General features: G+C 72.1%; 20 protein-coding genes and 1 riboswitch. Of the genes, 10 read left to right on the top strand and 10 right to left on the bottom strand.

Translation table 11 applies throughout. The annotated features are described in order from the left end of the window. The first annotated feature begins 106 nt into the window (after positions 1-106). The gene (locus DMA15_RS09450; protein WP_125512331.1) at positions 107-1111 is read left to right on the top strand and encodes a 2-hydroxyacid dehydrogenase; all 1005 of its coding nucleotides are present in this window, start codon (positions 107-109) and stop codon (positions 1109-1111) included. On the opposite strand, the gene DMA15_RS09445 is transcribed toward DMA15_RS09450, so the two are convergent. Together DMA15_RS09445 and DMA15_RS09435 are read right to left on the bottom strand one after the other, a co-directional pair. Continuing rightward, a complete protein-coding gene (locus DMA15_RS09445) occupies positions 1054-2997 on the bottom strand; it encodes an anthranilate synthase family protein (RefSeq protein WP_125512330.1) in 1944 nt (647 codons plus the stop codon). The genes DMA15_RS09450 and DMA15_RS09445 overlap by 58 nt on opposite strands. Before the next feature lie 177 nt (positions 2998-3174). Further along, positions 3175-3768, bottom strand: coding sequence for a TetR/AcrR family transcriptional regulator (locus DMA15_RS09435; protein WP_164551715.1), 594 nt, complete (start codon positions 3766-3768; stop codon positions 3175-3177). A gap of 45 nt (positions 3769-3813) precedes the next feature. Between DMA15_RS09435 and DMA15_RS09430 the strand changes: the two genes are divergently transcribed. The 3 genes from DMA15_RS09430 to DMA15_RS09420 all read left to right on the top strand — a co-directional run bounded on the left by DMA15_RS09430 (position 3814) and on the right by DMA15_RS09420 (position 6532). Continuing rightward, entirely contained in the window at positions 3814-4743 is a 930-nt protein-coding gene (locus DMA15_RS09430) for a DUF2867 domain-containing protein (RefSeq protein ID WP_125512328.1), read from the top strand. A 35-nt stretch (positions 4744-4778) separates the two neighbouring features. After that, positions 4779-6131: a 3-deoxy-7-phosphoheptulonate synthase class II gene (locus DMA15_RS09425; RefSeq protein ID WP_125512327.1), complete on the top strand. Its 1353-nt coding sequence runs from the start codon at positions 4779-4781 to the stop codon at positions 6129-6131. A gap of 167 nt (positions 6132-6298) precedes the next feature. Then, positions 6299-6532, top strand: coding sequence for a (2Fe-2S)-binding protein (locus tag DMA15_RS09420; protein WP_125512326.1), 234 nt, complete (start codon positions 6299-6301; stop codon positions 6530-6532). 28 nt (positions 6533-6560) lie between these two features. Here DMA15_RS09420 and bfr read toward each other — a convergent pair whose 3' ends face one another. Then, a complete protein-coding gene (gene bfr, locus DMA15_RS09415; RefSeq protein WP_125512325.1) occupies positions 6561-7040 on the bottom strand; it encodes a bacterioferritin in 480 nt (159 codons plus the stop codon). A 165-nt stretch (positions 7041-7205) separates the two neighbouring features. Between bfr and DMA15_RS09410 the strand changes: the two genes are divergently transcribed. Then, positions 7206-7838: a sulfite oxidase-like oxidoreductase gene (locus DMA15_RS09410; protein WP_125512324.1), complete on the top strand. Its 633-nt coding sequence runs from the start codon at positions 7206-7208 to the stop codon at positions 7836-7838. Between the two features lie 13 nt (positions 7839-7851). Here DMA15_RS09410 and DMA15_RS09405 read toward each other — a convergent pair whose 3' ends face one another. From DMA15_RS09405 to thiO, 6 genes are all read right to left on the bottom strand, one after another. Beyond that, positions 7852-8346 (bottom strand): DUF4396 domain-containing protein, encoded by a 495-nt coding sequence (locus DMA15_RS09405; RefSeq protein WP_125512323.1) that lies wholly within the window; start codon positions 8344-8346, stop codon positions 7852-7854. A gap of 79 nt (positions 8347-8425) precedes the next feature. Further along, positions 8426-9301 carry a deoxyribonuclease IV gene (locus DMA15_RS09400; RefSeq protein WP_125517510.1) on the bottom strand — a complete coding sequence of 292 codons (876 nt, stop codon included), beginning with the start codon at positions 9299-9301 and terminating at the stop codon, positions 8426-8428. 183 nt (positions 9302-9484) lie between these two features. Continuing rightward, positions 9485-11467: a Stk1 family PASTA domain-containing Ser/Thr kinase gene (pknB, locus tag DMA15_RS09395; RefSeq protein ID WP_125512322.1), complete on the bottom strand. Its 1983-nt coding sequence runs from the start codon at positions 11465-11467 to the stop codon at positions 9485-9487. A gap of 183 nt (positions 11468-11650) precedes the next feature. Continuing rightward, on the bottom strand, positions 11651-12445 hold the full coding sequence (locus DMA15_RS09390) for a thiazole synthase (protein WP_125512321.1): 795 nt from the start codon (positions 12443-12445) through the stop codon (positions 11651-11653). Between the two features lie 7 nt (positions 12446-12452). Continuing rightward, a complete protein-coding gene (thiS, locus tag DMA15_RS09385; RefSeq protein ID WP_164551714.1) occupies positions 12453-12665 on the bottom strand; it encodes a sulfur carrier protein ThiS in 213 nt (70 codons plus the stop codon). After that, the gene (gene thiO, locus DMA15_RS09380) at positions 12662-13825 is read right to left on the bottom strand and encodes a glycine oxidase ThiO (protein ID WP_240659726.1); all 1164 of its coding nucleotides are present in this window, start codon (positions 13823-13825) and stop codon (positions 12662-12664) included. The genes thiS and thiO overlap by 4 nt, the downstream gene beginning before the upstream one ends. 123 nt (positions 13826-13948) lie before the next feature. Further along, a riboswitch (TPP riboswitch) is annotated at positions 13949-14062 on the bottom strand. Between the two features lie 221 nt (positions 14063-14283). Between thiO and DMA15_RS09375 the strand changes: the two genes are divergently transcribed. From DMA15_RS09375 to DMA15_RS09355, 5 genes are all read left to right on the top strand, one after another. Then, complete coding sequence (locus DMA15_RS09375) at positions 14284-15447, top strand: FAD-dependent oxidoreductase (protein ID WP_240660185.1); 1164 nt, start codon at positions 14284-14286, stop codon at positions 15445-15447. Between the two features lie 61 nt (positions 15448-15508). Beyond that, positions 15509-15874, top strand: coding sequence for a DNA-binding protein (locus DMA15_RS09370; RefSeq protein WP_125512318.1), 366 nt, complete (start codon positions 15509-15511; stop codon positions 15872-15874). 93 nt (positions 15875-15967) lie between these two features. Continuing rightward, positions 15968-16630: a thiamine phosphate synthase gene (thiE, locus tag DMA15_RS09365; protein WP_125512317.1), complete on the top strand. Its 663-nt coding sequence runs from the start codon at positions 15968-15970 to the stop codon at positions 16628-16630. A 152-nt stretch (positions 16631-16782) separates the two neighbouring features. Further along, complete coding sequence (gene metF, locus DMA15_RS09360; RefSeq protein ID WP_125512316.1) at positions 16783-17700, top strand: methylenetetrahydrofolate reductase [NAD(P)H]; 918 nt, start codon at positions 16783-16785, stop codon at positions 17698-17700. Between the two features lie 52 nt (positions 17701-17752). Then, positions 17753-18643 carry a hypothetical protein gene (locus DMA15_RS09355; protein WP_125512315.1) on the top strand — a complete coding sequence of 297 codons (891 nt, stop codon included), beginning with the start codon at positions 17753-17755 and terminating at the stop codon, positions 18641-18643. A gap of 33 nt (positions 18644-18676) precedes the next feature. On the opposite strand, the gene DMA15_RS09350 is transcribed toward DMA15_RS09355, so the two are convergent. Continuing rightward, positions 18677-20176 (bottom strand): NAD(P)/FAD-dependent oxidoreductase, encoded by a 1500-nt coding sequence (locus DMA15_RS09350; protein WP_125512314.1) that lies wholly within the window; start codon positions 20174-20176, stop codon positions 18677-18679. Positions 20177-20215: the final 39 nt, after the last annotated feature.

Genomic DNA, 20215 nt, shown 5'->3' with positions numbered 1-20215 from the left:
GAACTGCGCGACCAGCCCACGACGGCCCGCAGACGTAGGCGCACGAGGGACGGCCCCGGCCAACGCTCCGGGTGCCGTCCCAGCACCCGGTACTTAGACTCACGCCATGGAGATCCTCGCATTCGGCGTGCAGTCCGACGAGAAGCCGCTGATCGAGAAGGCCTTCGAGGGACACCATGACATCCGCTGTCTGGACGTGTTCCTGAACGAGGACACCGCCCCCATCGCCACCGGCTACGAGATCATCTCCTCCAGCGTCAACGCGACCCTGGACAACCACGTCCTTCAGACCCTCGCCGCGGGCGGCACGCAGATGATCGCCCAGCGCTCCACCGGGTTCAACAACATCGACCTCCAGGTCGCCGAGCGCCTCGGCCTGACCGTCGCCCGCGTCTCGTCGTACTCGCCGTACTCCGTGGCCGAGTTCGCCTGGACCCTGGCGATGGCCGTGAACCGCCGCATCGTCCGCGCGAGCAACCGCACCCGCGACTTCGACTTCCGCCTCGACGGCCTGATGGGCCGCGATCTGCGCGGCCGCACCGTCGGCGTGCTCGGCACCGGCAAGATCGGCGAGGCGTTCACCCGGATCGCGCACGGCTTCGGCATGAAGCTGCTCGGCTGGGACGCCGTGCGCAATCCGGCCTGCGTCGAGCTGGGCATGACGTACGTGGAGAAGGAGCAGCTCTTCGCCGAGGCCGACCTGATCAGCCTGCACGTGCCGCTGCTCCCCTCGACGCAGCACCTCATCGGCGCCGCCGCGCTGCGGACGATGAAGGACGACGCGATCCTGGTGAACTCCAGCCGCGGCGGGCTGATCGACACCGACGTGCTCGTCGCGGAGCTGCGCGCCGGGCGCTTCACGGGTGTGGGGCTCGATGTGTACGAGGCCGAGGCGGGCCTCTTCTTCCTCGACAAGTCCCTTGAGGTCGTCGAGGACGACACCCTGGCCCGCCTCGTGACGTTCCCGAACGTGGTGGTCACCTCTCACCAGGCGTACTACACCGCGGACGCCGTCGGACAGATCATCGACACCACCCTGCGCAACGTCCTGGACTACACGGCGGGCCGCCGCTCCGAGAACTTCCTCGTCCCCGCCTCCGCGAGGACCTGACCGAGCAGCTCGCGCACGATCCCCGCCCCGCGCAGCGTCAGCACCGACTCCGGGTGGAACTGCACGCCCGCGAACGCGTTTCCTGGCGCGCCTCCGGCACGACGCGTCGCACGCACCGCGTGGACCTCACCGCTCGCCGCGTCCCTGCTGACCTCGACCCCGTGCGCGGCCAGCTCCGCGGCCGCCTCGTCGTCGCAGCGCGCCACGAAGCTGTTGTAGAACCCGACCGTCTCGGTCCGCCCGAACAGGTCGACGTCCGTCTGCGCGCCTTGGTAGGGCACGTCCTTGCGTACGATCTCCAGGCCCAGCTCCGCCGCGATCAGCTCGTGCCCGAGGCAGACGCCGAGCACGCCGTACTCGTGGCCCCGGAGCACCTCCGCCGTCAGGGAGCGCAGGAACCGCATCTTCGGGTCGGTGAGGTCGGACGGGTCGCCGGGCCCCGGACCGAGCACGACGGGCCCCCGGTGCGCGAGCACCGCCTCCCGCAGCCCCGCCTCGTCGTACCGCCGCACCGAGACCGCGAGGCCCAGGGAGCGCAGGACGTGCGCGAGCATTGCCGTGAACGTGTCCTCGCCGTCCACGACGAGCGCGTGCCCGGCAAGCTCACGAGTCGGCTCCTGCATCCGCAGCCAGAACGGCGCGAGGTGGGCGCGCCGCCCGTCCAGAGCGGCACGCACGCGTGGATCGTCGGCGAGGGCGGGGCGCACGGCCTCCTGGCGCGGCCGCCCGGGGCGTACGCCGAGGGCGGCAAGCACGCCCGCCGCCTTGGCGTGCGTCTCCGCGACCTCGCCCGCCGGGTCCGAGCCGCGCACGAGCGTGGCGCCGACCGGCACCCGCAGCCTCCCCGAGGCGGAGATGTCGGCGGTGCGGATCAGGATGGGGGAGTCCAGGGTCTGCGCGCCGCCCGCGTCCCGCCCGACGAGCGCGAGCGCGCCAGCGTAATAGCCCCGCCCTCCCGCCTCGTGCCGCTCGATGACCCGGCAGGCGTTCTGCACCGGCGACCCCGTGACGGTCGCCGCGAACATGGTCTCCTTCAGGACCTCGCGCACGTCCAGCGACGACTTGCCCCGCAGCTCGTACTCGGTGTGCGCGAGATGGGCCATCTCCTTCAGGCGCGGCCCGACCACCACGCCGCCCTTGTCGCCGACGGTGCACATCATCTTCAGCTCCTCGTCGACGACCATCGAGAGCTCCTCGATCTCCTTGCCGTCGGCGAGGAAGGCGAGCAGGTCGTCGGGGGTGGGCCCGTCGGCCGGGTAGCGGTAGGTGCCGCTGATGGGGTTCATGACGACCGTCCCGCCGGACATCCGCACATGCACCTCGGGGCTCGCCCCGACGAGCGTGCGGTCCCCCGTGTGCACGACGTACGTCCAGTACGCGCCCCGCTCGCCCACCAGGAGCCGCCGGAAGAGTGCGAGGGCGTCCGCCCTGCCGAAGCCGGGGATCTCACCCTCGTACGTACGGCGGATGACGAAGTTGGCGCCCTCGCCCCGCCCGATCTCCTCGCGCAGGACGCGCCCCACGATGTCCGCGTACGCCGCGTCGTCCACGTCGAAGGCGCCGCCCTCGACCCGCACCTCGTGCGCGGGCAGCGCGGACAGGGCCGCTTCGAGCGGGAGTTCGTGACTCTCCTCGGGGGTGAGGACGGTCAGCGGTGTGCCGTCGTCGCGGACGTCGAAGCCGCGCTCCCTGATCTGCCGGAAGGGCACGAGCGCCAGGCCCTCGGGGATGTCCGCGAGACGGTCGTAGGTGCCGGTGGGGCCGATGAGGACCTCGACCGTGTCGTGGTCGCGGCCCGGTGTGCGGCGGCGCAGCAGGGCGAAGGGGCGGTCATCGGAGAGGAGGTCGGCGAGGACGGCCGACTGCCGGGGTCCTGTCGTGTGCATGGGTTCTGTTCCTTCTCACTCGGAGAGGAACGGCCCCGCCCCCGGGAGTCCGGGAAACACAGAAGGCCGCCCCTCGGGCGGCCTTCGCGAGTTTTAGGTACGCGCAGTCAGTGGGCCGCCGGATGAGCGGGCCACCACCAGTTACGAGTCGTCGTCTGCGCGTGCATGTCCGGCACCTTAGCGCATCATCAGCAGATCGAGGCTCTCGTCGAGATACGCGCCGAACTCGTGCGCGGCGGGCAGTACCGAGGGCACCGCGTGGCCGAGCTGGGTGTGGCCCAGATAGACGCTGTACGCGAGCAGGCCGCGCCTGCGGGCCTCCGCCTCGGGGAAGCCGAGTCCCGCGAAGAGTTCGGCGACGTACGCCACGCGGCGCTCGGTCACCTTCCGCAGGGCCGCCGCCACCTGCGGGTGGCCGGCGGTCGCGAGCAGGGAGACCTCCAGCGAGCCGGACGCGGCGGCGCCGACCGACTCGGCGAAAAGCAGGCGGATCCGCTTGCGGAGGTCGGGCTCGGCCTCCACGTGGCTGATCATCCCCTCGGTGTGGAGCTTGGCCCAGCGGTCGAGGGCGGCCTCGATGAGCGCGTCACGGCCCGCGAAGTGCCAGTAGAAGCTGCCCTTGGTCGTGCCCAGACGGACGGCGAGGGGCTCCACCGCGACGGCCGCGAGACCGCCCTCGCCGATCGCGGCGAGCGCGGCGTCCGCCCAGTCGTCGGCGGACAGCCGGGGCTTGGCCGGACTCTTCCTCTGCTGCCGTTGCGCCATGTCCATACGGTACCGTACGGTGGACCATACGCCAGCGTATGGAGGTGCGGCATGGGAGTCGTACGCAACGAGCACGAGCGGGTCATCGAGGCTTCGGCGGAGGCGGTCGGAGCGCTGCTCGACCGGCTCTCCGCCGAGGATGACCCGGTCTTCCCCTCCCCGGCCTGGGAGCCGATGACCTTCGACCGCCCCCTGGGCGTCGGCGCGACCGGCGGCCACGGCCCGATCCGGTACGCGGTCGTGGCCCATGAACCGGGCCGCCGCGTCCGCTTCGCCTTCACCCCGCCGGAAGAGGGCTTCCACGAGCTGACCGTCGAGCCGCTGGACGAGGGGCGCTGCCGGGTGCGGCACGTCCTGGAGACGCGCTGGCGCGGAGTGGACCGCCTCCTGTGGCCGACGGCCGTCCGCCCGGCCCACGACTCGATCGTGGAAGAGCTTTTCGACAACATGGAGCGCGCGGTGGCGGGCGGCTGCGCGCGGCCCGTGCGCTGGTCGCCCTGGCTGCGGCTGCTCCACAGGCTCTGGTGGCCGAGGGCTCGCACGGTGGAGGTGCCTCAGGAGGCCCGCCTGCTCCGCGCCTCCGTGGAGCGGCCCGGCTACCAGGACGCGTACCGCCTGGACATGCGCCCCGGCCTGCCCCGCGACCCCGGCGCGTGGACCGGCGTCCTTGGCGACTCCTTCCCGGTCCTCGCCCGCGACGAGGACGAACTGCTGATGGACGTGAACACGGCGGGCCTGAACGCCCGCGCCTCGATCCTGGTCGACGAGCGGCACGTCACGCTCAGTACGGCCGTGCGGGCCGACACCTGGCGCGCCCGGCTCTACTGGGGCGCGGTCAGGCCCGCCCACCCCTTCATGGCCCGCCTGATGCTCCGCCGCGTGCACCGGAGGCTCGCCCTCACGGCACCGAGCGCGGGGGAGCGGGCCGCACGGGCCGGGCGCTCGTCCGTGTCTCCTGCGTCTCACTTGGTGAGCGGGTGAATGGACGGCGCGTTGGACCCCGTAATGTTGACGAGGTGACCGTGAACGCTAAGACCACCGCCAGCGGTGGCAACACCTGGCGAAACCTGCCCGCGGCGCAGCAGCCCGAGTACCCGGATGCCGAGGCTCTGCGCGATGTGATCGCGGACCTCGAGTCGTATCCGCCGCTCGTCTTCGCGGGCGAGTGCGACCAGCTGCGCGCCCGACTGGCCTCTGTCGCCAAGGGAGAGGCGTTCCTGCTCCAGGGCGGCGACTGTGCCGAGGCCTTCGACGCCGTATCGGCCGACCATATCCGCAACAAGCTGAAGACCCTGCTCCAGATGGGCGCCGTCCTCACGTACGCGGCCTCCGTGCCCGTCGTGAAGGTGGGCCGCATCGCGGGGCAGTACTCCAAGCCGCGCTCCAAGCCGACCGAGACCCGCGACGGCCTGACGCTCCCGACCTACCGGGGCGACTCCGTCAATGGCTTCGCCTTCACCGAAGAGGCCCGGATCCCGGACCCCGAGCGCCTGAAGCGGATGTACAACGCCTCCGCCTCCACGCTCAACCTGGTCCGCGCCTTCACCACCGGTGGCTACGCCGACCTGCGCCAGGTGCACGCCTGGAACCAGGACTTCGTAAAGTCGTCCCCCTCCGGCCAGCGCTACGAGCAGCTGGCCCGCGAGATCGACAACGCGCTCCACTTCATGCGGGCCTGCGGCACCGACCCGGAGGAGTTCAAGACCGTCGAGTTCTACGCCTCCCACGAGGCGCTGCTGCTCGACTACGAAGGCGCGCTGACCCGCGTCGACTCCCGCACCGGGCGGCTGTACGACACCTCGGCCCACATGGTCTGGATCGGCGAGCGCACCCGTCAACTGGACGGCGCGCACATCGAGTTCGCCTCCCAGGTGCGCAACCCCATCGGCGTCAAGCTCGGTCCGACGACGACGGCCGAGGAGGCGCTGCAGTACATCGAGCGCCTCGACCCCGACCGCGAGCCCGGCCGGCTGACCTTCATCGTCCGCATGGGCGCCGACAAGGTCCGCGACAAGCTGCCCGAGCTGGTCGAGAAGGTCACCGCGTCCGGCGCGACCGTCGCCTGGATCACCGACCCGATGCACGGCAACACCTACGAGGCGGCCTCCGGCCACAAGACCCGCCGCTTCGACGACGTGCTCGACGAGGTCAAGGGCTTCTTCGAGGTCCACAAGGCCCTCGGCACGCACCCGGGCGGCATCCACGTCGAGCTGACCGGTGACGACGTCACCGAGTGCGTGGGCGGCGGCGACGAGATCTTCGTCGACGACCTGCACCAGCGCTACGAGACGGCCTGCGACCCGCGGCTCAACCGCAGCCAGTCGCTCGACCTGGCGTTCCTGGTGGCGGAGATGTACCGCGACCAGTAGGAAATCGGCTGTACGTACGTGTGGGGCGCGGATCCATGTGATCCGCGCCCCACCGGCGTATCGGGGGCTTTTGTGTGCCCGGAGACATGGGTAAGGTTAGGTTAGCCTCACCGATCAATCGGGACGGCGCTACCGATGAGTCCTGTCCGTCCGTCCCCGTCCGGGAGGTGAGCCGCGTGTACGTCTGCAACTGCTTCGGGGTCACCGAGGCGCAGGTGAAGAAGCACGCGGAGGACGGTGCCTGCACCCCCCGCCAGATAGCCTCGGCCTGCAAGGCGGGCACGGACTGTGGTTCGTGCGTGCGCCGCATCCAGGCACTCCTCGGCCGGGGCGCGTGCCCGCGCCGCGAGCTCGTCGACCAGGGAGAGCCCGTGCTGACCTCGCTGGACGAGGCGGCCTAGGCCTCCGGCGGTCCAGCCCTGCGGCGGCCTAGCTCTCCGGCTGCTCGATGAGCTGCGCCAGGTAGAGCGGCTCGCCCAGCTTCTCGACCAGTTCCAGCTGGGTGTCGAGATAGTCGATGTGGTGCTCCTCGTCCGCGAGGATCGACTCGAAGATGTTGGCGGACGTGATGTCGCCCTTGGCCCGCATCACCTCGATCCCGCGCCGGAGGCGGTCGATCGCCTCCACCTCCACCTGCCGGTCCGCCTGGAACATCTCGGTGACCGTCTGGCCCACCCGGACGTGGAAGAGCCGCTGGTAGTTGGGCAGACCGTCGAGGAAGAGGATCCGGTCGGTCAGCACCTCCGCGTGCTTCATCTCGTCGAACGACTCTGCGCGGGTGTACTTGGCGAGCTTCGTCCAGCCGAAGTTCTCCTGCATCTTGGCGTGCAGGAAGTACTGGTTGATCGCCGTCAGCTCGGCGGTCAGCTGCTCGTTGAGAAATTCGATGACCTCGGGGTCGCCCTGCATCGCAGAGGCTCCTTCCACACGGGTAACTGGGCAGGTAGCGCGCATCTTTGCACCGGCGTTCGGAAGCCGTCCAGTAAGTGCACGCTTAGTAGGAGTTGCCCGAATCCGTATCTGTCAGACTTCGTCTGGTCACGTCCACCTTCCCCCGTCTGTCAGGATGGAGTCATGGGTCAGCTGGCGGAACGCGCATCTCGACAGGCAGCGGAGCCGGAGCTTCCGCCGGGTCAGCGGCTGCAGCGCGGCTGGCCGGTCACGCACTACGGCCCGGTGCCGAAGTTCCGCCCGGAGCGCTGGGAGTTCAGGGTCTTCGGGGCCACCGCGGACGGCGAGAAGCACTGCTGGACCCATGAGGAGTTCTCGGCCCTGCCGTACGCCACGGTCGTCGCCGATCTGCACTGCGTCACGAAGTTCAGCATGCTGGGCGCCGAGTGGGGCGGGGTGCCGGCCCGCACGCTCCTGGAGCTGGCGCCGCCCGCGCCCGAGGCCACCCATGTCATGGTCTGGGCCGAGTACGGCTTCAGCTCGAACATGCGGATGGCCGACTTCGCCGCCGAAGGCACGATCTTCGCCACCCACAAGGGCGGCGAACTGCTCACCGCCGAGCACGGCTTCCCGCTGCGCCTCGTGGTGCCCCATCTGTACGCCTGGAAGGGCCCCAAGTGGGTCCGCGGCGTCGAGTACATGACCGCCGACCGCCGCGGCTTCTGGGAGGAGCGCGGCTATCACAACGTCGGCGACCCCTGGCGGGAGCAGCGCTACTCCTACCAGGAAGAGCCCGGGGACGGCCCCGAGCTCTAGCCGGCGCACCCGCTCAGTGGTGGTACTGATGCACCACCGCGTGGCCCTTGCCGCGGCCGATCATCCACTTGTTCACCGGCGTGGTGATCACGAACGCGGCGGCCAGGGCGAGGGCGAGGATCCACCAGAACATCGGGTCGCTCAGGTGCGCGTCCATGCCGCCGGGCCACAGCGCGATCACGCCGTTGTCGATCAGCTCCATCACCGCGATGGAGAGGGTGTCGGCGGCCAGCGCGACGCGGAACGCCGTCTTGAAGTCGACGCCCGCCTTGAGGATGCCGCGCAGGGTGAGGGCGTAGCCGAAGGTGAACGCCAGGGCGATCGCGAGCGCCATCGTCGGCACGTTGCCCCAGCCGAGCGCGGTGCCGATGACCATGCCGAGCACCTCGCCGATGGCGCAGCCGGTGAGGCAGTGCAGGGTGGCCTGGGCGGCCATACGCCAGCTGACCTTGCCGGGGCCGTGCTCGTGGCCGTGGTGCGCGTGTTCGGCGTGTGTGTCGTGCTGCATGAGAGCCCCCAACGTCGGATAACGGTTCCTGTTGCCGCACAGGAACCGTATACCCCCCAGGGGTACCTTTCAAGAGTCGCTAGCTGCTCCTGAGCCCCTTCAGCCGCGCCACGTCCGCCGCGTTCCCCTCCTTGCCGCCGGGCGTCTCGATGATCAGCGGTACGCCCTCGGTGGCGGGGTGGAGCATCAGCTCGCGGAAGGGGTCCTCACCGATGTGACCGGTGCCGATGTTCTCGTGCCGGTCCTTGTGGGCGCCGACGACGTCCTTGGAGTCGTTGGCGTGCACGAGCTTCAGACGGCCCTCGCCGACCGTGTCCACGAGCAGGTCCAGGGTCTGCTTCATGCCGCTCGGGCCGGTCAGGTCGTGGCCGGCGGCGTAGATGTGGCAGGTGTCCAGGCAGATGCCCAGCTTGGGGTGGGAGTCCAGCGCCTCGAAGTACGGCCCGAAGTCCCAGGTGCGGGAGCAGAGGGAGGCGCCCTGGCCCGCCGTGGACTCCAGGAGCAGGAACGGGTCGTCGTCGTGCGTCAGCTCGTCGAGCAGCGGCAGCACCAGCTCGCGCACCTGCTTGAGGGCGACCTCGCGGTCCCGTCCGCCCGTTGCCGAACCGGTGTGGACGACGACTCCGAGCGCCCCGATCGCGCGGCCCCGGCGCAGCGAGTGCCGCAGGGAGTCCACGGACTTCTCGGCGGTCGCCTCGGTGTGCGAGCCGAAGTTGATGAGGTAGGGCGCGTGGACGTACGCCGGGATGCCCTCGGCGGCACAGGTCGCGCGGAACGCCTCGTCCTGCTTCGGGTTGCCGGGCGGGGTCGCCCAGCCGCGCGGGTTGGCGACGAAGACCTGGACGGCCTCCGCGCCGAGGTCGCGGGCGTACGGCAGGCCTACGGAGGCGAGACCGCCGGCGACGGGGACATGGGCGCCGACGGGATTGCGGGACGCGGCGCCCAGGGACGCCATGGGCGCCTTCAGGGGGGACTTGTTGCTGCTCACACCGTCCAGGGTGGCACGGCCGCGGGGGCGGACGGCCACCGGAGCGGGGTGGGATAGGTCATCGGCGAGGGGCGGGATCGGTCATCGAAAGGTGAGTGGGATCGGCCATCGAAAGGCGGGTGGCACCGGCCCCGGAGGGGGCGGCGCTCGTCACCGGATCTCGATGGTGATCGTCGACCCCTTCGGTGCCTTGTCGCCGGCGTCCACCGACTGGTCCTTCACCGTGTCCCCGAAGAGGCCGAGCAGGCCGCGGTCCTTCTCGACGTCGAAGCCCGCCGACTCCAGCTTGGCCACGGCGTCGTCGACGTCCATCCCGGTCACGTCCGGGACCGCGACCATCGGCGGGCCCTTGGAGATCGTCAGCTCGACCGTGTCGCCCTCGGCCAGCGGCCTGTCCTCCACCGGGGACTGCCTGGCCACGTCACCCTTGTCCTCGTCCTCGGAGTGGACACGGGTCGGCATGATCTTCGCCTTGAGCCCGGCCTCCTTCAGGTCGGCGACGGCGTCCGCCTCGGACTCGCCCGTCACGTCCGGGACCAGGACCGCGCGGCCCTTGCTGACGACCAGGGCGACGGCCGAGTCCGCCTTGCGGGTGAAGCCTGCCCGCGGGTCGGTGCTGATCACGGAGCCCTTGTCGATGGTGCTGCTGAAGCCCTTGGTGACCATGCCGGGCGCGAGGCCGGAGTTCTTCAGCTCCTTTTTCGCCTCCGCGAGCGGGATGCCCTTGACGTCCGGCACCTTCACCTTCTCCGGGCCGCGCGAGACGGTCAGCGTCACCTGGCCGTTCTGCCGGATGCGGTCGCCCGCCGCGGGGTCGGTGTCCATGACCGTGCCGCGCTTGTCGGTGTCGCTGTACGCGCGCTTGACGTCCTTGACCTCGAGACCGGCCTCTTCGAGACGCTGCCTCGCCTGCGCCTCGGTCTTGGCGAGCAGCGGCGGGACCTCCGTGAACTGGCCGGAGTTGATGTACCAGACGCCCGCGCCGAGACCGAGGGCCAGCAGCACCGCGGCGACCACCACGAGCGTGCGGCGGCGCGGGTCGAACCGGGCGCGCCCCGACCGCGCCCCGGCGGGCGGCGCGGGCGGCGGTGTGGTCAGGACGCTGGTGCGGTTCATCGGGTCCCGCTGACCCCGCTGGTCCTGGTCCTGGTCCTGGTCGCCGCCGGCGGGGAGCGGGAGCTGCGTGGAGCGCGCCGCGCGCGGGATCACGCTGGTGCGGTCCTCGGCGTTGTCGTGGTGGTCGTGCCCCGTGGTGCGGGCCTGCGGCGGCACCGCGTCCAGCTGCTCCTCGCTGAGCGCGGACCGCGCCTCCCTGAGCTGGGCGAGCAGGGCCACCGCGTCGTACGGACGCACGTCGGGGGTGCGGGCCGTGGCGGAGGCGACCAGCTCGTCCAGTTCGAGGGCGAGCCCCGGTACGGCAGCCGACGGGGACGGCACGTCTTCGTTGAGGTGCTGGTAGAGGACCTGGGCGGGGGAGTCGCCCGTGTGCGGCTTGGCGCCGGTCAGCATTTCGTAGAGCACGACCCCGCACGCGTACACGTCCACGCGGGTGTCCGCCGTGCCGTGCTCGATCTGCTCGGGGGCGAGATAGGAGACGGTCCCAAGGACGGTGCCGGTCGTGTTCGTGACGGTGTCCACCGCGCGTACGAGCCCGAAGTCGGCGACCTTCACCCGGCCGTCGTCCCCTATGAGGACGTTCTCCGGCTTCATGTCGCGGTGCACGAACCCGGCGCGGTGCGCTGCGCCGAGGGCGGCGAGGACCGGCTCCAGGATGTCGAGCGCGGCCCGCGGCTGGAGCGCGCCGCGCTCGCGCAGGACGTCACGCAGCGTGCAGCCCGCGACGTACTCCATCGCCAGATAGACGTACGACCCGTCGGTGCCCTGGTCGAAGACGCCGACCACGTTCGGATGCGAGAGGCGGGCGACCGATTTGGCCTCGCGGATGAAACGGTCCACGAAGGAGGCGTCGGCCGCCAGCGTGGGGTGCATCACCTTGAGCGCGAGCACGCGGTCGAGGCGGGTGTCCACGGCCCGGTAGACCGTGGCCATCCCGCCGACCGCGATGCGCCCCTCGATCCGGTAACGGCTGTCGAGCAGCTGCCCGACGAGGGGGTCCTGAAGGGTCGTGTCCACGCAGGGGAGTCTACGAGCCGCCACCGACAGCCCGTTCCGCCCGGGTGAATTCAGGGCGGGACTGAAGCCGAGCTGTGACAGGCGACGGGAAGGGGCGCCCCGTAAGGGGCGCGGGGAGCTGCGCGCCAAGCCCCCACCGGCGGCCAGCTGCGAGCGAACAGGCCCCCTGGCGCGGCGAGGATGTCAGAACGCGGGCCGCTCCGGATCGAGCCTGGCCATGCCCTCCGCGGGAGAGGACGCCTCCGCGAAGTGCCGCCGCGGGATCCGCCCGGCACGGTACGCGAGGCGCCCCGCCTCGACGCCGTGCCGCATGGCCTCCGCCATCAGGACCGGCTCCTGCGCCCGCGTCACGGCGGAGGCGAGCATCACACCCGCGCACCCCAGCTCCATCGCGAGCGTGGCGTCGGACGCCGTGCCCGCGCCCGCGTCCAGGATCACCGGCACGCGCGCGTGCTCGACGATCAGCTGGAAGTTGTGGGGGTTGCGGATGCCGAGCCCCGAGCCGATGGGGGAGCCCAGCGGCATGATCGCCGCGCAGCCCACGTCCTGGAGCTTGCGCGCGAGCACCGGGTCGTCGTTCGTGTACGGCAGGACCGTGAAGCCGTCGTCGACGAGGGTCTCCGCGGCGTCCAGGAGTTCGATCGGGTCGGGCAGCAGCGTGCGCTCGTCCGCGATGACCTCCAGCTTCACCAGGTCGGTGCCGAGCGCCTCACGCGCGAGACGGGCGGTCAGGACGGCCTCGCCCGCGGTGAAACAGCCCGCCGTGTTCGGCAGGACGCGGATGCCGAGCCGGTCGAGGACGGAGAGCACCGAGCCCTGCACGCCCGGGTCGAGCCGGCGCATCGCGACCGTGGTCAGCTCGGTGCCCGACGCGATCAGGGAGCGCTCCAGGACGTCAAGGCTCGGCGCCCCTCCCGTGCCCATGATCAGGCGCGAGGAGAGGGTGAGCCCGCCGAGGACGAAGGGGTCGTCTGCCATGGTCGGATCAGCCTCCCTGGACGGCGGTGAGTACTTCGACGCGGTCACCGGCGGCCAGCTCCGTGCTGGCCCACCGCGCGCGCGGGACGACGGTTTCGTTGAGGGCGGCGGCGACACCGGAGTGCGCCGCGGTGAGGGTGGCGACAAGGGCGTCGAGCGTGGTGCCCGAGGCCACGTCCCGCACCTCTCCATTGACGGATACGGACAAGGGCGTACTCATGCGGGTTGCTCCGTGAACGACTGCGTAGGGGGGACGAGGGAGGGCTCGGCGAAGCGCCTCGGGGTGAACGCCAGCGCCTCGTCGGGAAGTTCGCCGGTGGCCAGGGAGTGCGCCATGACATCGCCCGTCAGGGGCGTCAGCAGGACGCCGTTGCGGTAGTGGCCGGTGGCCAGCTGGAGGCCGGGCAGCCGCGTCGGCCCGAGCAGGGGCGCGTTGTCCGGGGAGCCGGGGCGCAGGCCCGCGCGGGTCTCGGTCAGCGGCAGTTCCGTGATGCCGGGTACGAGTTCGTGGGCGTCCCGCAGGAGTTCGTAGACGCCGCCCGCGGTGACCGTGGTGTCCCAGCCCAGCTCCTCGCTGGTGGCGCCGACGACGAGTTCGCCGTTCTCGCGCGGCACGAGGTAGACGTGGCTGCCCCGCACGACGGCGCGCACGGTGCGGCTCAGGAACGGCGCGTACGGCTTCGGCACGCTCAGCCGCAGCACCTGCCCCTTCACCGGCCGTACGGGCGGCAGGACGTCATCGGGGACGCCCGCGAGGCGCCCGCTGAGGCTGCCCGCCGCCAGCACGGTCTGACCCGCGTGCAGCTCGGTGCCGTCCGCCAGGACCACTCCGCGGGCCCGCTCGCGTACGACCGAGAGCCGCTCGGCCCACGCGCGGTGCAGGATCACGCCCGCCCGCTCGCAGGCCACCAGGAGGGCCGCCGCGAGCCTGCGCGGGTCGACCTGGTGATCGCCGTCGACGCGCAGCCCGCCGCGCACACCCGGCGCGAGCATCGGTTCGAGACGGCGGCACTCGCGGCCGCTCAACCACTCCGATGCGAGTCCGGACCGGCGCTGGAGGGCGTGCAGTTCGCGCAGATGGGCGCGGTCGTCGGAGTCGAGTGCGACGGCGAGCGTGCCGCACGCGCGGTAGCCGAGGCCGTCGGGACCACAGCCGCTCGCCTCGGTCAGCTCGGCGGCGAAGCCCGGATAGCGGCGCGCGGAGGCGAGGTTGAGCGCGAGCAGGGTCTGCTCGCCGTGGTGCAGCTCGGTGACGGCGGCCAGCATGCCCGCAGCGACCTGCGCGGCACCGCCGCCGGGAGCGGGGTCCACGACGGCGACGGAGAGCCCGCGCTGCGCGGCCCGCCAGGCCGTGACCAGGCCGATGATCCCGCCCCCCACGACGAGGACGTCCGTCGGGGCCCTCGATCCCGCCGGTGGCGCGTCCGCCGCTGGGGTGCGTGAGGGCGAGGTCCGTGGTGGTGGCGTATCGGATGGTGACGTATCTGATGAGGTACATGGCTGCATGGGCGTCCAGCCCCTCCCTTCGCCGGCATGACCCGGATCAGGTTCGTACGGTCGGAGGCCGTCCCAGCCTCCCTCTCAGCCCGGTGCGTCCGGGCTCCCGCGAGTGCTCTGCACCGGCCACCCTAGCCCGTCGCCCCGCGCGGCAGTAGGGGGAGCTGTCCGGGTATGGGCGGTGACGGTGTGTCAGAGATCTCCTCACCCGCCTCTGAAGGCGTCGCCGCCCGCCGCCCTACAGTGATCGGGTGAGCGAGCAGCAGAGGCAGAGCGAGCAGCAGAGGCAGAGCGAGCAGCAGGGCGGGGCCGGTCGGCACGTCGTCATCGTCGGTGCCGGAATGGCCGGGGTGCAGACCGCCGTGGCCCTGCGCGAACAGGGGTTCACCGGCGCGGTCAGCCTCATCGGGGCGGAACCCCACCAGCCGTACGACAGGCCGCCGCTGTCCAAGGCGGTGCTGCTCGGCAAGGCGGAGGGCTCCGCCTTCGACATCGACTTCGAGGCGCTCGGCATCGGCCTCACCCTGGGCCGCGAGGTCACCGGGGTGCGGCCCGCCGACCACGAACTGGACACCGCCGACGGCCCGGTCGCCTACGACGTCCTGGTCCTCGCCGCCGGCGCCGAACCGATCCGGCTGCCGGGCGCCGACGGCGTCCCCGGGGTCCACCTCCTGCGCACCCTGGACGACGCCGAGCGGCTGCGGCCGGTCCTCGCCGAGCAGCACGACATCGTGGTCGTGGGGGCGGGCTGGATCGGCGCCGAGTTCGCCACGGCCGCCCGCGAGGCGGGCTGCGCCGTCACCGTGGTGGAGGCCGCGGGCCGCCCGCTCATGGGGGCGCTGCCCGCGGAGGTCGCCGCTCCCATGGCGGGCTGGTACGCCGACTCCGGAGCGGTACTGCGCACCCACGCGCGCGTGGAGCGCGTCGAGCCCGGCGCCGTGATCCTCGCCGACGGGGCGCGGCTGCCCGCGGGCGCCGTCGTCGTCGGCATCGGCGCTCGGCCCGCGACGGCCTGGCTGACCGGCTCCGGCATCGCTCTCGGCGCCCACCGGGAGGTCGTGGCCGACGACCACCTGCGCGCCTCGGCGCCGGATGTGTACGCGGTCGGCGACTGCGCCTCCTTCCCGTCGGGGAGGTACGGCGAGCGCCTGCTCGTGCACCACTGGGACAACGCCCTCCAGGGCCCGCGCACGGTGGCGGCGAACATCATCGGCGAGACCCCGATGGCGTACGACCCGGTGCCGTACTTCTGGTCGGAGCAGTTCGGCCGCTTCGTGCAGTACGCGGGCCATCACACCGACTCCGACGAACTGGTCTGGCGCGGCGACCCCGCCGGTGTGGCCTGGTCGGCCTGCTGGCTGCGCGAGGGCGCCCTGGTTGCGGTCCTCGCGGTGGGCCGCCCCAGGGACCTGGCACAGGGCCGCAAACTGATCGAGACGGCCACCCGCCTGGACCCGGCCCTGGCGGTGGACCCCTCGGTCCCGCTCAAGAAGGCGGCGCTGTAGAACGCTCCCCCACAGGAGCGCCCCGCACGCCCACGCCCCCGGCCGGAGATACCCTTGCCCCGTGACCGAGATTGACGCAAAGACCGACGCTCTCGTCCCCGCCTGGCTCCACCTCCCCGACATCGCGGAAATGCTCGATGTCGAGGTCACGCGCGTGCGCCAGCTGGTCAAGGAGGGCCAGCTGATCGCCGTACGCCGTGGTGAGAACCGGACGCTTCAGGTGCCGGCCGCCTTCATCGACGGCGACAAGGTCGTCAAGGGCCTGGCAGGCACCCTGACGCTCCTGAGGGACGACGGCTTCTCCGACGAAGAGATGCTCGAGTGGCTCTTCACCCCCGACCCGTCCCTGCCCGGTACCCCCGCGCAGGCACTGAGCGAGAATCGCGGCACGGAGGTGAAGCGCCGCGCCCAGGCGCTCGCCGTCTGAGCAGGCGTTCGTCGTACGACTGAAGACACCGTTCGGGGTGCGGGCCGCGTGACGCGCGGCCCGCGCGCCCATCGACACCGGGGGGACCTCTCCATGGCCGCCGACCATCCGCGCGCCCAGCTCGCCGACGCCCGGCTCTACATGTGCGTGGACGCCCGCAAGCGTCAGGGAGACCTCCCCGAGTTCCTCGACGCCGTCCTCGCGGGCGGCGTCGACATCGTGCAGCTGCGCGACAAGGGCATGGAGGCCGGCGAGGAGCTGGAGCACCTCCAGGTCTTCGCCGACGCCGCCCGCCGCCACGGCAAGCTCCTCGCGGTGAACGACCGCGCGGACGTCGCGCACGCCATCGGCGCCGACGTGCTGCACCTCGGCCAGGGCGACCTGCCGGTCCCCGCCGCCCGCGCCATCCTCGGCGCCGGCAGCGACGACGTGCTCATCGGCCGCTCCACGCACGCCGAGTCCGAGGCCGCCGCGGCCGCCGCCCAGGAGGGCGTGGACTACTTCTGCACGGGCCCCTGCTGGCCCACCCCCACCAAGCCGGGCCGTTACGCCCCGGGCCTCGACCTGGTCCGCTACACGGCCGCGCTCGGCACGGACCGCCCCTGGTTCGCCATCGGCGGCATCGACGCGGGCAACCTCGACCAGGTGCTCGAGGCGGGCGCGCGGCGCGTGGTCGTCGTGCGGGCGATCACCGAGGCCGACGACCCGGGTGCGGCCGCGGCGGACTTCGCGAAGCGGCTGCGTACGGCAGACTGAGCCGCGGCCGCCCGAGCCGCGGTTCGGCGGTGCCCGAGCGCCGCCCCGGGCCGTGTCCGGTCCGTGTCCGATCCGTGGACAAGAAACCGGCAAATACGGCGAAATCCCAAGACTCGGTTGGGGGACCGCCGAGGCCTGGCTAACCTGCCCGTATGGCCCTAGGCACAGCTTCCACCAGGACTGACCGCGCACGCACCGTGCGCGACATGCTCGCGACCGGCAAGAAGACGTACTCGTTCGAGTTCTCCGCGCCGAAGACCCCGAAGGGCGAGCGGAATCTGTGGAACGCGCTGCGCCGGGTCGAGGCGGTGGCCCCGGACTTCGTCTCCGTGACCTATGGAGCGGGCGGTTCGACGCGTACGGGCACGGTCAAGGAGACCCAGCAGATCGTCGCCGACACCACCCTGACGCCCGTCGCGCACCTGACCGCCGTCGACCACTCCGTGGCCGAGCTGCGCAACATCATCGGGCAGTACGCGGACGCCGGGATCCGGAACATGCTCGCGGTCCGCGGCGACCCGCCGGGCGACCCGCTCGGCGAGTGGGTCGCGCACCCCGAGGGCCTGACCTACGCCGCCGAGCTGGTCGAACTGATCAAGGAGTCCGGCGACTTCTGCGTGGGCGTCGCCGCCTTCCCCGCGATGCACCCCCGCTCGCCCGACTGGGAGTCCGACACCCGGCACTTCATCGACAAGTGCCGGGCCGGCGCGGACTACGCGATCACGCAGATGTTCTTCGACCCCGAGGAGTACCTGCGGCTGCGCGACCGCGTCGAGGCGGCGGGCTGCGCGACGCCGATCATCCCCGAGATGATGCCGGTCACCAACGTCCGCCAGCTCGACCGGCTGCCCCAGCTCAGCAACGCCGTGTTCCCGGCCGAGCTGAAAGACAGGATCCTCGCGGCGAAAGACGATCCCGCCGCTGTACGCTCCATTGGCATCGAGTTCGCGACGGAGTTCTGCGCGCGATTGCTGGCCGAAGGCGTGCCGGGATTGCACTTCATCACGCTCAACAACTCCACGGCGACGCTGGAAATCTACGAGAATCTTGGCCTGCACCGGCAGGCTTGAACGGCCGTACCCCCGTATCCACGGGCGGCGGCCGTAGGGGAGAGGGGCGTACGTGGGCTGGACGGTCCTCTACATCGCGTTCGGGTTCGTCGCGCTGTGGCTGCTCGGCGAGGTCCTGTTGCAGTACAAGGCCAGGCTGCGCTGGCGCCTGCTGGCCTTCGTGGGCTTCCTCGGTGTCGTCGTCGGCGTGCTGCTGCCGGCGGTGTGGGTCATCGCGGTCGGCGCCATCGCCTTCGCCACGGGCCAGACGTATGTGACGCTCTCGTTCCGCCGGGGCTTCTCCACCGGCTGGGCGCTCGGCGGGAAGCCGGGGCTCAGCAAGCGCCGCAAGAAGCCGTCGCGGGCCGCCGCGCCGGTGACGGAACCGGCGCTCCAGGTCTCCGATCTGGAGTACGAGCAGGTCCCGCCGCCGCCCGCGCACGACCCGGGCGTCTACGCACCGGAGCCGCTGCCCGACGACACCGGGCAGTACGGCGTGTACAGCGACGCGGCGTACGCCCCGCCGGCCGCGGGCGACACCTATCAGGGTGACGGCCAGGGCTATGACGCCGCGGCCTACACCGGCTACGACCAGCAGAGCTACGGCTACGACGAGACCGGGCACCAGCAGTACGCCGCGTACTCCGATCCGTACGTGGGCACGCAGACCTATGGCGCCGGGCAGGGCTACGACGCGTACGGCGACCAGCAGAGCGATCAGCAGAGCTACGCCCCGTACGGCGGCGACACCTACGGCGGGCTCGGCGAGTCGGGGCTCGGGGGGCCGGGGCTCGGCGAGGCCTACACCGACACCCCGCCCGGCGGTGTCTGGGTGCCCCACCAGCGCACCACCGACGAGCCCTACGGCGGTGAACTCCCGCAGGAGCAGCCGTACCCCTACCAGGACGGGCCCGCCGACGGTCAGGGGCACTCCGGCCACAACGGGCAGCAGTACCGCTACTGAGGCCCTGCTGAGCCTCTCCGGAGGGCGGCACTGTCACTGCGAGCCGCGGAACTCCGGCCCCTCGACGATCAGCCCCGCCACCAGCGCGCCCGACATGCCCGCGTGGGGCAGGCCGCCGCCGGGGTGCGACCAGCCGCCGACCGCGAACAGGCCCGGCATGCGGGTGCTGTTGGCCGGGTGCAGGAGCTTTCCGCCGGCCGCGGCGAGCGCCGGGGCCGGGACCGCGCCGCCCTCGGCGCCGGTGGCCTCCGCGATGTCGGCCGGGGTGCGCACCTCGTGCCACAGGAGGCGCTCGCGCAGCCCGGGGACCGCGGCCTCGGCGCGGGAGATCACCCGCTCCACATCGGCCGGGGTCACCTCCAGGTGCGCGGGCACCGTCGCCGTGAGCGTCACCGCCTCGTGCGCGCTGTCGGGCGTGAGGTCCGGGTCGTCGGGGCGCAGCACCGTGACCGTGGGGGAGGCGGGGAGTCCGGGGCGCTCCCCGAAGAGGCGGCCCAACTCGTCCTGACGGTCGGCGGAGTGCACCACCGTCCGGTGCGGGGTGCCCTCGGGGCGGGCGCCGGACAGGGCGAGGAGGACCGTCAGACGGCTGGGGAGCCCGGCACGCGGGGGGACGTCACCCTCCGCCCGGATGTCCACGCCGGAGAGCATTTGGCGCAGGGCGGTGGGGGCCACTCCGGCGACCACGAAGTCCGCGTCGGCCGTCGTACCGTCCGCCAGCTCCACGCCCGCCGCACGGCCGTCCTTCTCGACGATCCGGACCACCGCCGCATCGAACACGAACTCGACCCGACGGGCCAGGCACCGCTCGTACACCGCGGTGGCCAGCGCCCGCATACCGCCCCGCACCGACCAGGTGCCGAAGGTCTGCTCCAGGTACGGCAGGACGGCCGCGCTCGCCGGGGCCGTCCGGGGATCGAGGCCCTGCGCGAGGGCGAACTGCTCCAGGAGCGCGGACAGGCGGGCGTCGCCGCCCAGCTCGAGAGCGCCGATCTCAGCGAGCGTGGCCGCGCGGCGCTCGCGGCGCAGCAGGCGCTTGTGGGGCACCGCGGGGTACGGCTCGCGGGCGCCGAGCACCTGCCAGTTCGCGTACAGGGGCTCTTCCAGGAGGGGGCGGCGGGTGCGATCCCAGGTCTCCCGCGCGCGGTTCATGAACGCCGCCCAGCGGGCGCCCGCGCCGTCGCCGAGGGCCGCGTCCAGGGCCTCGCCGACGCCCGCGCGAGAGGCGTTCGGCAGGTCGGTCGTGGTGCCGTCGGCGAAGACATGGCGCACGGCGGGCTCCACCTGGGAGAGCGTGACGCACTTCTCCAGGGGCTCCTTGCCGGTCTTGACGAACACGTCGCGGTAGACCGCGGGGAGCGGGAGGAGTCCCGGGCCGGTGTCGAAGGTGAACCCGTCACGCTCGACCACGCCGAGCGAGCCGCCGTACGTCCGCCCGCGCTCGTACACCACCACCCGGTGGCCCGCGACGGCCAGCCGGGCGGCGGCCGTCATGGCGCCCATCCCGGCGCCGATCACCACAATCCGTGCCATGCCAGGGACTTTATCGGCCGCCACCGACAGTCACGCCGC

Origin of the sequence: Streptomyces sp. WAC 01529, assembly GCF_003945545.1 — a bacterium.
Lineage (GTDB): Bacteria > Actinomycetota > Actinomycetes > Streptomycetales > Streptomycetaceae > Streptomyces > Streptomyces anatolicus.
This window is presented reverse-complemented; position numbering and strand designations above follow the sequence as displayed.